This is a genomic window from Halobacteriovorax sp. DA5 (assembly GCF_002903145.1).
GTDB lineage: Bacteria > Bdellovibrionota > Bacteriovoracia > Bacteriovoracales > Bacteriovoracaceae > Halobacteriovorax_A.
This window is the reverse complement of record NZ_PPDJ01000001.1, coordinates 234066-247448: the sequence shown is the minus strand read 5'-3', so window position 1 is coordinate 247448 and position 13383 is coordinate 234066. Positions and strand designations below refer to the sequence as shown.

The window sequence follows — 13383 nt, the reverse complement described above, 5'->3', positions numbered from 1 at the left end:
TTTAAGAAAGTAGAGATTTTATTTCTACTTTCACTTCAGTTAAGTCAAGATCATCAATATTAGTCGTATTAACAGTGAGGCTTTTACAATCTAATTCTAACTTTTCAATCTTACCTTTTGAAAGTGAGTCTTTGAATTCATCGAAGTTTAAGTGATCTTGATGCCCTGGATGTCTTTTCCCAGACAAGGCCCTAGTCTTAAAACGTTCAAATAAGACGGAGCCATCACACTCACAATAAATCGCAAGCACCCTTGCATCATACTTTGAGATAAAGTCTTTTAAAATTGGTGTATCGAATTGATTCGAAAAATTACTTTCTACCAACAAGCTTTTATTGGCATTAAGCTGTGCTTTAATAAAAGAATATAAAATTGGGTAACTTGCTTTTCCAAGTTCTTTTGACCAGGCCCTATCCTTCACTCCCAAGCTATTAAATAGGCTTTCTTTGATTATATCTTTTCCAATCAATGGTAATGAGAACTCTTTTGCGAGTTCTTTTGAAATCGTCGTCTTTCCTGTTGCAGGTAAGCCTGAGACGATAATGAGAAGAGGACTATTCATTTTAATTCTCAACAAGCTTGGCAACTCCTACGAGCTTTCCATCATCGTAATAATTTGCCATCTTCATTCCACGATCATTAATGAAGTGAAGGAATGTATTATCGACGATACGAATAACAAATGAACCATCGCTACCTTCTAATATATTGCGATTGCCACCGGTACCGCGAGAGTGAGAGTAATTCTTTCCATCTTCATCATACAAAAGAATCTCTGACTGGCCATCTGTTCCCTTTCCTTCACTATCTTTGAAATATTCAATATTGATGACAATACGGTGGTTTTGACCTTTGTACTTGCCTTCTAAAATTTTAATATTTCCTGCATATGAACCATTCATACGTTTGAATCTTTTTTCATCTTCAATGACTTTAGTTCGCGCTAAATAGACAAGGGGCTCTTTAATTGCCGGGATCGGAGAGAATTTTACATTCTTATATATTGAATCAGCGACTTTTGGTTTTACCTCAGCTTTTTCTTTTTCTCTTCTCCAACGTGATTCATTCTGAAACACAGGCTTATTTTTTTTAGGTGCTAATTTTTCTTTTATTGAATTTCGAGCAATAAAGCCCGTTGGATCTTTCATGATCTCATTTACTTCATCTTTATCTACCTTAATTTTTTCAAGACCAAGGGCCGCTAAGAATAAAGTAAAGGCCTGTGCCAAGGCTTCATCCCCGGCCTTATCAATGACAGGAACTTCCTTAATGACTTCAACTTTCTTTTCTTTGATGACTTCGACTTCTTTGATTTGAATTTCAGGATTTTGTCTTTGGGATTTTCCAACAAAAAAACCAACCGTAAGGCTGGCGATGACAGCAATAATTAATGTGTACTTCACTTAATCTTCCTTAATTAAATTAGTTCAGTATGTGGAGTGTTTCCTCAGTTCCATAAGTGCAGTTCTCACAAGTCACCTCTTCATGGATATAGAGGTTGTCGTGATCGGCCAAATGAGTAACAGTGAACTTGGCCCCACATTTAGGGCAACACTCAATCTGTTTTTTGACGTCCTCAATCTCACCAAAGTATCTGATGAAATTTTCGACTCTTAGGGATCTTTCCTTCATATCAAGCTCCTCGTCACATTCCATTTTACCTTATTTAAAAAAAATAAGCTTATTAAATGAGGTTATTTCCCAGAAATCAATAACTTACGTTCATAAAGAACCTATACAAGTAGTGTATAGCCTTATAATTACTACGGAGTTCGTTTGCCAAAAGTGCTTGAACACGTTAAAACGTGCTATTATTAATGAAACCAAGGGTTGGACCACACCTACCTCTGTATAAGGAACAAAAGGACTCACATGAAAAATATTGAAGCACTTAGAAATAGCCGCGAAGATATCCTTAATTGCCAAATCAAAGATGAAACAGGTTTAAATGACTTTCAAAAGACAGCTAATGAAGTTCATATCGCCATTCCAAAAGTTGGTATTGAAAGATTTCGCATCCCTCTAAATTTTGAGCACAGAGATGGAACTGTTAGATCAACAGATGCACAAGCGTCGATGTTCGTATTTCTTGAAGCACATAAGACAGGTGCAAACATGTCTCGCTTCTGTAATATTCTTCAAGCGGAAGGCTTAGAGAAAAATGTTAACAATGAATTCTTTGCGACAGTACTTAGAAGATACCGTACAGATCTTCGCGACTACGATACTGAACCACTAATTCCACAGGCCCACCTAACTCTAGACTTTAACTACCCTGTTAAACAACAGTCACTAAAGTCAGGAAACTGGGGATGGCAATACTATAAAGTATCAATGGAAGGTGTTGAAGGACGTGATGGTATTCCTCTAATCAACCTAACAATGGAATACGAATACTCATCAACTTGTCCATGTTCTCTTTCAATGTCGAAGCAGTACGAAGAACAGTATAGAAATGGAGAGACAACTGAAGGAAGTGGTATTGCTTCTGCTCACTCACAAAGATCTGTAGCGACGATTACTGTAACTTATAAGGCAGAGTCAAAGTTTCACTTAGAAGATTTAGTAGATCTAATGAGAATTGCTCTTCCAACTGAAACTCAGTCTCTTGTTAAGAGACTTGATGAGCAAGCATTTGCTATTCTCAATGGCGATAATCCAATGTTTGTTGAGCACTCAACAAGACGTATCTCAGAAGTTCTAAACTCAGCAGAAGAGATTCTAGACTGGCAAGCAAAGGTTGAGCACTTAGAAAGTCTTCACAGCCACAATGCTGTTGGTTATATCAGAAAAGAAAATCCAAAAATTTAATCATAAAAACAAAGGCCTCTAAATAAGAGGCCTTTATATTTCAAAAAAAATTAATTTTTTTTAAAACTTTTTAAATTTTAGTATTGACAAGTGAGAGTGAAATCCTTATTCTAACTCCACTTCAAATCGGAGGGCGATTAGCTCAGCTGGGAGAGCGCTACCCTTACAAGGTAGATGTCGGCAGTTCGATCCTGTCATCGCCCACCACTTTTTTTGTGGTACATTCAAAAGAAAAAAATCGGAACTCTACAGAGTTCTTTTTTTTTGCCTTTTTTCTTCCTTAAATATTCAGCCTCGAAAAATAGATAACCTAATTACTATCGACTTAGTATTTTTACAAAAACAAACTCAATACAATCCATTTGTCTTCTTTCGAGCCAATTTGTCATAAAGAATTTGTCACAATTGGACATTGTCGAACGAAATAACATTCAAACAGAGAAAAAATTTACGGCCAATAATAACTATTTTAATTTTTCCTCATCAAAACAACTAAAAAATATAGAAATTGATAAATCAATTTTTGATAACAAACTAACGGAGGAATTTATGAAAAAAATTATCGCACTTGCTGCTGCACTACTAAGCGTTTCATCTTTTGCACTATCTGCAAACGATTCATGGGATACAATCAGAGCTGAGGTAAAAGCTAACCCAAGCCTAGAAATCTCTTCAGGATACTCAGTATTTGTTGGTCGTATCGTAACTGCGTTTGATGTATGTGTTGACGGTGACAACTTTGTTACACTAAGCCAATACCCAATTTACGAAAGAAAGTGGATCGGTGGAAGTAAAGAAGGTGACAGATATAAAGACATCGTAGTTGGTTACGAAACACTAACTTTCCCAATCTCAAGAGAAGTAACAAGAAAAGTATGTCGTGGTAAAGAAGACAGAAACTGTAAAACAGTTACTTCAACTGAAACTCAACAAGTTGTTAGAGATATCACTGTTTCAAAAATCACTCGTGTTGCGGGACGTGACAGAGATGACAAGAAAGTTGAGCTTTTCTCAAAAACTTTCGAAATCCCAGCTTGTCTATAATTTCAAGTATATATAAAGTTTGAGGCCGAGTTTATGCTCGGCCTTTTTTATTTTCTACTGACATCCTCCTTGGATGACAGTTAAAAACCCTACTTCTACTGCCGTTGTCACAAAAAAAATAAATATCCTTTGTGTTTTTTAGACATCTTATTTCATCAAAAATATAACCTCTACATCAAAACAACTTAATTAATTAAAGGCTTCAAACTAAAACTGAATGTCTAATAAACCGGAGGAATTTATGAAAAAAATTATCGCACTTGCTGCTGCACTACTAAGCGTTTCATCTTTTGCACTATCTGCAAACGATTCATGGGATACAATCAAAGCTGAAGTATCTGCTGATTGGGATCTTTCATTCACTGGAACAGCTGTATTCGTTGGACGTCCAGTTAGCGCATTTGACGTATGTCTAGATGGTGACCAATTTGTTACTACTAGAGAATTCCCAATTTACGAAATCGTAAAAGTTGGTAAAGGTCACCCAGAAGCTGATGAAGATGGATATGCATCTGTAATCGTTGGTTACGAAATCCTTTCTTTCCCAACTACTTACACTTCATACAAAGAAGTTTGTAGAAATGATGACAAAAACTGTAAAAGAGTTGCTTATACTGTAAACCAAGATCTTGTTAAGAACGTATCTGTAAAAGAAGTTGTTAGAAGAAACGTTGGTAAAAACGATCGTACGATCGAGAAAACACTATTCTCTAAAGAATATGTAATCCCAGCTTGTAACTAATAAATTCAATAGCTTAAGTATTTCCCTAAGGTACTTAAGCTATACTTTTTATAGTATGAGTAGATAACGGCATCTACTCATGCTATTCAAGCCATCTATGGATAAAATGAACACTCCACAACTATCTCAAGCGCCTCTTGGGCCTATTGAGCAAGTAAGCTTAGACCTAGCTAAAAAGCTAGATGAGTATAAGAGCGTAAAAATTGGAGTTCGTCTTTTATCTGAAAAAACAGGAGTTAGTGAAAGAACACTCTATCGAATCCTGGCCAAAGAGAATAAGCCTACATATCAAACACTTTATAAAATCTATCGAGTCATTCACAACACAAGTAACGAGTCTCTCCTCTTAAATCTTGTTCCAGATGTTATTCGAAAGGAAATTGAAAAGTGTAATCCGAATAAAGTCTCAGAAAAAATACAGTATCACCAAGATATCGAAACTCAAATGAGTTACGATCGTACTTTTGCAGAGATTTATATACTGGCGGCATGTGCACCTATAACTAACGAATTAATTCAATATCGTTACGGAATGAGTGGCATGTTAACAGTGGAAAAGATGCTTGAAATGAAGGCCCTTAGAGTCACAAAGAGTGGTCACTATAGTTTAGGGGAAAACCAAGCTAATTTTAGTGCTAAGACCCTAAAGCGTATGGGTCTATCACTAGTAGAAAAATATAGTAAGGTACAGAATGCAGAATCATATGGTGAAAATATCATCGCATTCTTTGCAGAAGGCTTAAGTGAAGAAGCTTATGATCGATGGCTACAAGTAGATGCAAAGGCATTCGAAGAAAAAGTTGCAATTGCAAATGAAGACAAATCAAAAGGAACAAAGAGGGCCTTTACCTTTATGGTAACGGACACTTTGAATGAAAAATGAAAAATAATATGAAGAACAATATTAAGAAATTTATAGTAATAGTTTCGACTCTTTCGATTTACGCAGGAGTTGGAGGTGTTTCAGGTGGCCCTAAACCAACTAAAGACGACTTCTCAAAGCTTGGACCACAAACTTCGTGGCAAAAAATTATCGATGTCACAAAGAGAAATGATGACGTTAAGCTTGAAGGAACAACTGTTTTTGTATCAAGACCAGTTAGCGCTTTTGAGACATGTATTAATGGAGACGAAATTCAAACAACTAGAAAATTTCCTATCTATAAGACAAAATACGTTGGTAAAAATCAGATGGGAGCCGATAAAGATGGCTTTAAAACTGAACTAGTAGGAAGCAAGTACCTAACGTATCCAATTAACTACAAAACACGCGAAAAGGTATGTAATAACCATGGTAAGCGCTGTCGTGAAGTAATGAAAGATGTATCTACTGAGACAATCAAAAACGTTAAAGTAAAGAAAGTAGTTGTCTATAAACCAAATAGTGATCGACCAAGAGAGGTCGAGCAAGACTCTTTTAGCAAGGAATACATCATTCCATATTGCCAGTAAAATTCAGATTAAATAAATAAGAGGGCCGCTAATGCGGCCTTTCTTGTTTTATAAGAGATTGCTAAACCTCAACAAATTTGTCCATTTGTCATGACAAAGGCCACTAATTTGGACAATGTCGGACAAAATCCTCATGTGAATTAGAAAAAATTGTCACCTCATATCAATCAAATTAATTTCATTCCATCAAAACAACATAAAAAAGTATTGAAATTGATAAATCAATTTTTTGATAACAAACAAACGGAGGAATTTATGAAAAAAATTATCGCACTTGCTGCTGCACTACTAAGCGTTTCATCTTTTGCACTATCTGCAAATGATTCATGGGATACAATCAGAGCTGAAGTAAAAGCTAACCCAAGCCTAGAAATCTCTTCAGGATACTCAGTATTTGTTGGTCGTATCGTTACAGCATTTGATGTATGTGTTGACGGTGATAACTTCAATACACTAAGCCAGTACCCAATCTACGAAAGAAAGTGGATCGGTGGAAGCAAAGAAAGTGACAGATACGAAGATATCGTAGTTGGTTACGAGTACCTATCATTCCCAATCTCAAGAGAAGTAACAAGAAAAGTATGTCGTGGTAAAGAAGACAGAAACTGTAAAACAGTTACTTCAACTGAAACTCAACAAGTTGTTAGAGATATCACTGTTTCAAAAATCACTCGTGTTGCGGGACGTGACAGAGATGACAAGAAAGTTGAGCTTTTCTCAAAAACTTTCGAAATCCCAGCTTGTAACTAATTATAAGCCAGGGACTTGGTAAGCGTCTTTCCCTAAGGGACGCTTACTTTATAGAACGATTGGCCGAGGCATTGCTTCGGCCTTTGTAATTTTTACTGCTTAACTGCATAAAATTATGAATAGTGCTAAACTCGCCAAAAAATACTGAGGCATAATGAGAGAAGAGAACTCCAATATAATCAATGAGTTACCAAAGAAGGCATCCCCTACACTTGGTCTCAAAGAGCAAGTAGCTCTAGATTTAGAATCGCATCTAAAGCAATTTAGAAGTGAATCTATTGGTCTTCGTAAACTTTCTGAAAAATCTGGTATTCACCAAAGAACACTTAAGCGTCTTTTGGCCCAAGAAAATAGACCTGGTTATCAAACTCTTGTAAGACTTTATTCATGCTTAGTTGATAGTCCAAATGGTGGCCTTCTCTTAAAGAACCTTCCTGAAAAAGTTGCTAACGAAATTCAAAAGAAATCTCCTACTTCAACAGCAGGAAAACTTGAATATAGTGAAGAAGCTAACAAGGAAATGCTTTACGATAAAGTTTTTGCTGAGATCTATTGTCTGGCCTCGATGTCTCCTATAACTAGCGAATATATTCAATATCGTTATGGCTTAAGTGGAGCTGAAACTGCAGATCGTATGTTAGACCTTGGCGTTCTCAAGCTTACAAAGACAAATATGTTCACTACTGGTGACAAACAAATTGAATTCTCTCCGAAACTTGTAAAAAGACTTGGACTTAATTTAGTTGAAAAATATGTGAAAACTCAAGATGTCGATCTTGCAGAAAAGAACCTTATTGCATTCTATGCAGAAGGACTAAGTCCTGAAGGATATCGTGCATGGTTAAAAATCGATCAAGAAGCTTTTTACAAGAAGATTGAAGTAACAAAAAAAGAAGGCATGTTAGGTGATATAAAAACATTCACTTTCATGGCCACAGACACAATGAGAAAGGAATAAGGTTTTATAATGAAATCAATAATGACTATATTATTTCTGGCCCTTGCAATTAATGCATTCGCAGGAACAGGCGGAATTAGCGCATTTACTGGAAATAATGGTGGCGTTGATGCTGGTACAGGTGGAATTGTTGGCGGAGTTGATGATTTAAAAGATTTAAAACAATACGACTGGAAAACGATTAGAAAGTACGTTAAGAAAAACTACGATCTAGAGTTATATGGAGATATTGCTTATGTAGGAAGAAATATTTCTGTATTCGATGTTTGTATTAACAATGATCAAATTCAATCGATTTCAAAGTATCCAGTTTATAAAAGAGTTTGGCTTGGTGGAAGTAAAGAGTCTGATCGCTATAAAGATATCGTTGTAGGAAAAGAAATTCTAACTTACCCTCTAGAAGTCGAAAAAGAAGAGAAGATCTGTTACGGGCGCAAGGATAGAAACTGTCGAATGGTAAAGACTGTTCATAGGCAAAATCCTACTCCAGAGATCGCTCTTAAAAAAGAAGTTAGCCGCAACGGAAGACGCGGTGACAGAGAATACAAAGAGATATTCACAAAAAAATATGACATCCCATATTGTCAGTAGTGTGTGTTAAGCCTAGGCCCTTGCGCCTAGGCTTTTTTCCTGAGTAAGAATCTCTACTTTTATTTGCCCATTAGAAATTTTAAAACGAAGTCCTTTCTTAAACTTCCCTTTAACATTATCTCTTAACAATTCTTTTGTTAGCTCCGTATCACAGCGAAGATCACCAAGAGTACTAATTCCAATAGCATTTTCTGAAGTTACATTTATTTTAACTTCATTAATTTTCGAGAAAACAAATGGTAGTGATTCTATATAAGCAGCAACTTTAACAAGAATATTCTCATCACGAATTAAAATCAAAGCATCATCTTCAGCAAATAGATTTGCATCAAATTCAACACGAGTAAGGGCCATCTCTAATTTATTTAAAAGATTTCCTGCTTCAACTTGTCTTTCAACATATGCCAATTCATCAACAGCTGGCTTAATATTCTCTTTTAAATTCTCTAGCTGTTGTTGCTCATTTAATTGTCTAGTTTTTAAGTCTCTCGCCTGACTTCTAAGAATATCAATTGAACTAACAATCGACTTAGACTTCTCCAGTTCTTCATTATAGCTGATCTCAAGTTGGCTGCACTCATTCTTAAGACTTGAAATTTCTAGAGATAAACCTGTTAGTGTATTACGACTTTCTCTATTTGCATCTCGGATCTTAGAGATTTCCTCAGACAATTGATCTTTCTTTAGTAACAGTTCACCTTTAAACTTAGTTGAGTTCTCAATTCCCTCTTCAAGCATCTCTTTTTCAGATATAGCACTACTCAGTTTACTCTCAACTTCACCTAAAAGTGTTTTAGCTACATTTAGCTTATTTTGACGAGTTGAGTGTTCTTTAGTGACAAGCTCTTTTTCAGCTAATTCTTTCTGTAATATGTCTTGTTTTACTTTATGTTCTTCTTCAACAAGCTTAAGTTCATTAACACTTTGCTCGATTTCTGAGTTAAGCTTTACAATATCTGCTTTAGCAATTCGAGTATCATTTTCAAGTTTCTTTGCTTCCTCACTTAGTTGAACTTTGCGTAAGATATTTGATTCTAAATTCTCTTCAATTGTATTAATTTCTTTTTCTAAATCAGACAGTGATACTCTTAAAGAGTAGCAATCATTTTCAACTTTTGTTAATTCCTCATTGCTTACAATTTGCTGATTATTTAAGTCTTTATGTTGTTCCAATAGACTTAATCTAGACTTTTCTAATCTATCTAAAACTATGCCTTGGTCAACAATTGAACTCTCTAACTGCTTAATTGTTTTTTCATCACTTTCAATCATTGCATCTATCGAAGAGATTTCAGCTTGAAGTTTAGTAGATTTTTCTTGTCTCTGAGATACTTCCAAATTTAATGAAGATAGCTCATCATCAAGCTCTCTCTTTCTTGATAGGGCATTATTGTAAAGATTCGTTTCAGTTTCGATACCAGAATTAAGTTCACTCAACTCAATTTTCATATTCTCTACTAATGATACTTTCTTATTGGCCAATCGCTCATATTTCTTTCGTGAAGATGAGATGGCCTTAAGTCTATCCGTTTTACGAATAACACTATCCTTAAGGTCTAAAGTTATGGCATCCATCTCTTTTATTTTCAATAGAGCATCGTCGTATGATGTTTGATTAGTTTTTATCTGAAAGTCTAACGCTTTAATCTGACTTTCAAATGTTGATATTTTCGAATCCAATGACTCAATCATTCTTACCGTTTTATTCAATTTATCACATAGACTCTCTGAAATATTATTTAGGCGTTGGTTTTCTTTAGCGAGCTCTTCAATTTCAAGTCCCTTGGCTTCAATTCGATTCTCACCAATTTGAATACGCCCTTTAAGACTTCCAATTTTTAAAAGTAATTCATTATTAGTATCACTTAATGAATTCTCATCATCAGCAAGTTCTTTAATAAGATTATTTTGGGCTTCACAGTCAGAGTTTAATAACTCATATGCTGCTTGAGACTTTTCAATTTTCACATTTAAAAGTTCAATACTTTTTCTTAAATTATCGGCCTGATCTTGAAGTACTTGCTTTTGGTACTCTACATTTTTTTGCTCTAGACCAAGATCGATTAAAGTTTGTCTTGCTTCAACATCACGTCCATTTAATTCTTGAATCTCAAGACGAATCTCACTTAATTGAGAACTCCCCTCTTCAATTTGTTTTTGAAGCGTGATAATTTTCATCTCACGATTTTCATTATTAAGAATTGCTTTTTGTTTTTTAGTTAAAAGTTCTTCAACACTCGCATCTAAGCGGTCAACTTCGCTCTGATAATTTTGAACACTTTTTTCAAGCGCAAGAGATTGAGTAAGAACAGCATCATGTTCTTTCTTAGTTTTTTTATACTCTCTATCAAGACGATCTATTTCAATTAATGAAATACTTTCTTTTTCTCTAAGCTCACTTATCTGAGCTTCTAATTTCTCAGACTTTGTCGTATTTTCTTCGATCTTATCTTTAAAGTTTTGTGATTCAATTTTAAGAAGTTGAATATCCTGAATTAATTCTTGCTTCTTCTTTTCTCGAGAAGCTATTTCTGATTCGAGGCTAGCAACTATCTCGAGCTCACTCATCTCTTGTGTGCGTAGTGTTTCAGATTCTCTTTCTAGCTTTTTAATATTAGTTTCAACTGCAATAATATCTTGATTTATCTTTGCTTGCTTAGAAGAGATCATTTTAAGATCAAGAATCTGTAATTCTAAATCCTTTTCTAAATTTTGCTTATCTTGTCGAACGTCTTTAACTTTAACTGATAATTCTTCTAGTCTTTGAGTTTCCTTATGCTTCTTTTCGACAACCTCTTGAGTTTTTTCAATAAGCTTACTAATTTCAGTATCTAGTTTTATTCTTTCTGATTCTAATTCTGAAATATTCATATCACATTTTTTAATTGTGTTACTATCTTCTTCAATGGACTGTCTTAATTTTGAAATACGCTTATTAGCTTCTTCAATCTCCACCTTCAAGTGAGTACGAGAATCTAGATGATAGGCTTTATCACCGTTAATAACTGATGCCTTATTCTTCAGTGCAAGCTCTTCACCTCTTAAATTACCTAATTCTACTCTAATGCGACCAAGTTCATCTAAGTTTGAGGAATGTGATTTATTAAGATCTGTAATCTTCTTTTTCAACTGAACAATTGAACTTAAAATGAGTTGCTTCTCTTCAACTAGTTCTTTTAAGTTCGATTCCTGGTTATCATTCAATTGTTGAATTTTTACAATTCTCTTTTCTAGGATTTCCTTATCAGCGTGCTCATCAGTTAAAGCACTCTGTAATCTCTTAAGCTCTACTTCAGTTTTTTGAAGCTTTATCTTTTGTAATTCAACTTCTTTTCTTAGAGATTTATTAATCTCTTCATACTCTCCAATTAGCTTCTTCTCTTCACTAACTTGAATATCTAAATTGGCCTGTGTTGTTTTAATATCAACAATAGAGTTTATTTGAGATTGGTTATTTTTAGTTTTACTTTTAAATAGATTCATAAGGTCCTCACTAACCTCTATTTTCTCATTAAAAGCCTTTAAAATAAGCATGTGGCAACTTTTGCGTTGACGCAGACCTAAGTAAAAATATGTTTCGAAGAATCAATAATTTCTCCTCAATCTCTGACAATAATGAACAAGTATACTTCTTGTCTTACCCAATATATGAGTGCATATTGATAGCATGATTTTCTTACTATACTTACTTGTTGGTGCATTTGTTGGAACTCTTTCTGGCCTTTTTGGTATCGGAGGAGGAGTTGTTATTGTCCCTACTCTCTTATTCTTATTTCATAAACAAGGTTTCTCACCAGATATTAGAATGTATATGGCCCTAGGAACATCGCTTGCGACAATTGTTATCACTGCCGCCTCTTCAACACTTAGACACTATAATATGGGAAATCTACTTACTGATGTAACAAAGAGATTTATTTTACCAATTGTTGTCGGTATCAGTACTGGAGCTTATTTGGTCAATATAGTCGAGGCCCAAACACTTGAGCTCATCTTTATCTGCTACCTTTATCTTGTTTCATTAAAGATGATTTTTTATAAATCTAAAGTGGAAGAGCCAAAAGAAACTTCTAATATGCTTTTTAACTTTACTGGCTTTATTATTGGTCTCAAATCAGCAATCCTTGGAATTGGTGGTGGTACGATAAGTGTTCCATTTCTAACTTGGAGAGGCTACCAAATGAAAAATGCAGTTGCTATCTCGGCTTCAATTGGGGTTCCGATCGCTCTTTTTAGTACTTCATTTTATATTTATAACGGTCTTAGTAAACCTACTCCACAATACTCACTTGGCTATGTTTACTTACCGGCCTTCCTTGGGATCTCAATCGCAAGCTTCTTTTTTACTAAGCTTGGAGCAAGAATATCAAGTGTTGCCAACCAATCAATACTAAAAAAGCTCTTTGCTCTTCTCTTAATCGGAATAGCCCTGAAGAAGACATTGACTTATTTAGGTCACTAAACGTTTAAGCTCTTGTTAATCACTTGTTTTAAACTAATGAAAGATTCTGTTGATTGAATTTCTTTAATCATTTGAATCTTACCGATAAGAAACTCGTGAAAATGATTTATATCCTTAACGATGATCTTCACAATTAGAGCATAATCCCCTGTCGTATAATAAGCTTCAACGATTTCATCCATCTTCTCTAGCTTCTCAATAACCTTGTGAATATCACGTGCATTCACTAGGTGAAGGCCAAGTAAAACAACTACATTATGTCCTAATTTTGTATAATCGACCTTAATTGTACTTCCGACGATTACACCGGCCTCTCTCAGTTTTTCAACTCGTTGATGAATTGTACCGCCGGAAACCCCTATTTTCCTGGCCATTTCAAGAAATGGCATACGGGCATCCTTTTCCATCAATTTGATTATCTTCTTATCAATACTATCAATTTCATAATTATTGGCCATATCTCACCTCTAAAACTATCAATTTATCACCATTTTATAGTATTTATTAAATAACTCATAGTTTTACATGTTCAATATTGAGAATTTATTAAAAAAAGCCGAATATTACTAAAAA

Annotated in this window: 14 protein-coding genes and 1 tRNA gene; 11 read left to right on the top strand and 4 right to left on the bottom strand. The window is 34.7% G+C overall.

Going from position 1 to position 13383, the window contains the following annotated elements; genetic code table 11:
• Window position 1: 1 nt before the first annotated feature.
• Genes C0Z22_RS01215 through C0Z22_RS01205 form a run of 3 tightly spaced genes read right to left on the bottom strand, consistent with a single transcriptional unit; the run spans window position 2 to window position 1632 of the window.
• Window positions 2–562: an AAA family ATPase gene (locus C0Z22_RS01215; RefSeq protein ID WP_103216505.1), complete on the bottom strand. Its 561-nt coding sequence runs from the start codon at window positions 560–562 to the stop codon at window positions 2–4.
• A gap of 1 nt (window position 563) precedes the next feature.
• The gene (locus C0Z22_RS01210; protein WP_103216504.1) at window positions 564–1403 is read right to left on the bottom strand and encodes a hypothetical protein; all 840 of its coding nucleotides are present in this window, start codon (window positions 1401–1403) and stop codon (window positions 564–566) included.
• Between the two features lie 19 nt (window positions 1404–1422).
• Window positions 1423–1632 (bottom strand): hypothetical protein, encoded by a 210-nt coding sequence (locus C0Z22_RS01205; protein ID WP_021266029.1) that lies wholly within the window; start codon window positions 1630–1632, stop codon window positions 1423–1425.
• Between the two features lie 240 nt (window positions 1633–1872).
• Here C0Z22_RS01205 and folE2 point away from each other — a divergent pair, with 240 nt between their 5' ends.
• The 11 genes from folE2 (at window position 1873) to C0Z22_RS01150 (ending at window position 12810) form a co-directional block, all read left to right on the top strand.
• Window positions 1873–2811, top strand: a complete 939-nt coding sequence (gene folE2 / locus C0Z22_RS01200) for a GTP cyclohydrolase FolE2 (protein WP_103216503.1) — start codon at window positions 1873–1875, stop codon at window positions 2809–2811.
• 131 nt (window positions 2812–2942) lie between these two features.
• A tRNA-Val gene (locus C0Z22_RS01195) sits at window positions 2943–3018 on the top strand.
• A 342-nt stretch (window positions 3019–3360) separates the two neighbouring features.
• Window positions 3361–3855: a hypothetical protein gene (locus C0Z22_RS01190; protein WP_146037747.1), complete on the top strand. Its 495-nt coding sequence runs from the start codon at window positions 3361–3363 to the stop codon at window positions 3853–3855.
• A gap of 241 nt (window positions 3856–4096) precedes the next feature.
• The gene (locus tag C0Z22_RS01185; RefSeq protein WP_103216501.1) at window positions 4097–4597 is read left to right on the top strand and encodes a hypothetical protein; all 501 of its coding nucleotides are present in this window, start codon (window positions 4097–4099) and stop codon (window positions 4595–4597) included.
• A 97-nt stretch (window positions 4598–4694) separates the two neighbouring features.
• On the top strand, window positions 4695–5480 hold the full coding sequence (locus tag C0Z22_RS01180) for a hypothetical protein (RefSeq protein WP_146037746.1): 786 nt from the start codon (window positions 4695–4697) through the stop codon (window positions 5478–5480).
• Between the two features lie 8 nt (window positions 5481–5488).
• Window positions 5489–6049 (top strand): hypothetical protein, encoded by a 561-nt coding sequence (locus C0Z22_RS01175; protein WP_146037745.1) that lies wholly within the window; start codon window positions 5489–5491, stop codon window positions 6047–6049.
• A 255-nt stretch (window positions 6050–6304) separates the two neighbouring features.
• Complete coding sequence (locus C0Z22_RS01170; protein WP_103216498.1) at window positions 6305–6799, top strand: hypothetical protein; 495 nt, start codon at window positions 6305–6307, stop codon at window positions 6797–6799.
• A gap of 154 nt (window positions 6800–6953) precedes the next feature.
• Window positions 6954–7757, top strand: a complete 804-nt coding sequence (locus C0Z22_RS01165) for a hypothetical protein (RefSeq protein ID WP_103216497.1) — start codon at window positions 6954–6956, stop codon at window positions 7755–7757.
• Between the two features lie 9 nt (window positions 7758–7766).
• On the top strand, window positions 7767–8348 hold the full coding sequence (locus tag C0Z22_RS01160; RefSeq protein WP_233189676.1) for a hypothetical protein: 582 nt from the start codon (window positions 7767–7769) through the stop codon (window positions 8346–8348).
• Window positions 8349–11092: 2744 nt separating this feature from the next.
• Window positions 11093–11161 (top strand): CRISPR-associated protein Cas5, encoded by a 69-nt coding sequence (gene cas5, locus C0Z22_RS16350; RefSeq protein WP_146037776.1) that lies wholly within the window; start codon window positions 11093–11095, stop codon window positions 11159–11161.
• Between the two features lie 854 nt (window positions 11162–12015).
• Window positions 12016–12810 (top strand): sulfite exporter TauE/SafE family protein, encoded by a 795-nt coding sequence (locus tag C0Z22_RS01150; protein ID WP_103216494.1) that lies wholly within the window; start codon window positions 12016–12018, stop codon window positions 12808–12810.
• Here C0Z22_RS01150 and C0Z22_RS01145 read toward each other — a convergent pair.
• Window positions 12807–13268: an Lrp/AsnC ligand binding domain-containing protein gene (locus tag C0Z22_RS01145; protein ID WP_103216493.1), complete on the bottom strand. Its 462-nt coding sequence runs from the start codon at window positions 13266–13268 to the stop codon at window positions 12807–12809. The genes C0Z22_RS01150 and C0Z22_RS01145 overlap by 4 nt on opposite strands.
• Between the last annotated feature and the right edge of the window lie 115 nt (window positions 13269–13383).

What these genes read in the sequence shown, in the direction of transcription:
- C0Z22_RS01175 (WP_146037745.1), top strand. Translation starts at nt 5,489, where the DNA reads ATGAAGAACAATATTAAGAAATTTATAGTAATAGTTTCGACTCTTTCG.
- C0Z22_RS01185 (WP_103216501.1), top strand. Translation starts at nt 4,097, where the DNA reads ATGAAAAAAATTATCGCACTTGCTGCTGCACTACTAAGCGTTTCATCT.
- C0Z22_RS01160 (WP_233189676.1), top strand. Translation starts at nt 7,767, where the DNA reads ATGAAATCAATAATGACTATATTATTTCTGGCCCTTGCAATTAATGCA.
- C0Z22_RS01145 (WP_103216493.1), bottom strand. Translation starts at nt 13,268, where the DNA reads ATGGCCAATAATTATGAAATTGATAGTATTGATAAGAAGATAATCAAA.
- C0Z22_RS01190 (WP_146037747.1), top strand. Translation starts at nt 3,361, where the DNA reads ATGAAAAAAATTATCGCACTTGCTGCTGCACTACTAAGCGTTTCATCT.
- C0Z22_RS01165 (WP_103216497.1), top strand. Translation starts at nt 6,954, where the DNA reads ATGAGAGAAGAGAACTCCAATATAATCAATGAGTTACCAAAGAAGGCA.
- C0Z22_RS01205 (WP_021266029.1), bottom strand. Translation starts at nt 1,632, where the DNA reads ATGAAGGAAAGATCCCTAAGAGTCGAAAATTTCATCAGATACTTTGGT.
- C0Z22_RS01170 (WP_103216498.1), top strand. Translation starts at nt 6,305, where the DNA reads ATGAAAAAAATTATCGCACTTGCTGCTGCACTACTAAGCGTTTCATCT.
- C0Z22_RS01180 (WP_146037746.1), top strand. Translation starts at nt 4,695, where the DNA reads ATGGATAAAATGAACACTCCACAACTATCTCAAGCGCCTCTTGGGCCT.
- C0Z22_RS01215 (WP_103216505.1), bottom strand. Translation starts at nt 562, where the DNA reads ATGAATAGTCCTCTTCTCATTATCGTCTCAGGCTTACCTGCAACAGGA.
- folE2 (WP_103216503.1), top strand. Translation starts at nt 1,873, where the DNA reads ATGAAAAATATTGAAGCACTTAGAAATAGCCGCGAAGATATCCTTAAT.
- C0Z22_RS01150 (WP_103216494.1), top strand. Translation starts at nt 12,016, where the DNA reads ATGATTTTCTTACTATACTTACTTGTTGGTGCATTTGTTGGAACTCTT.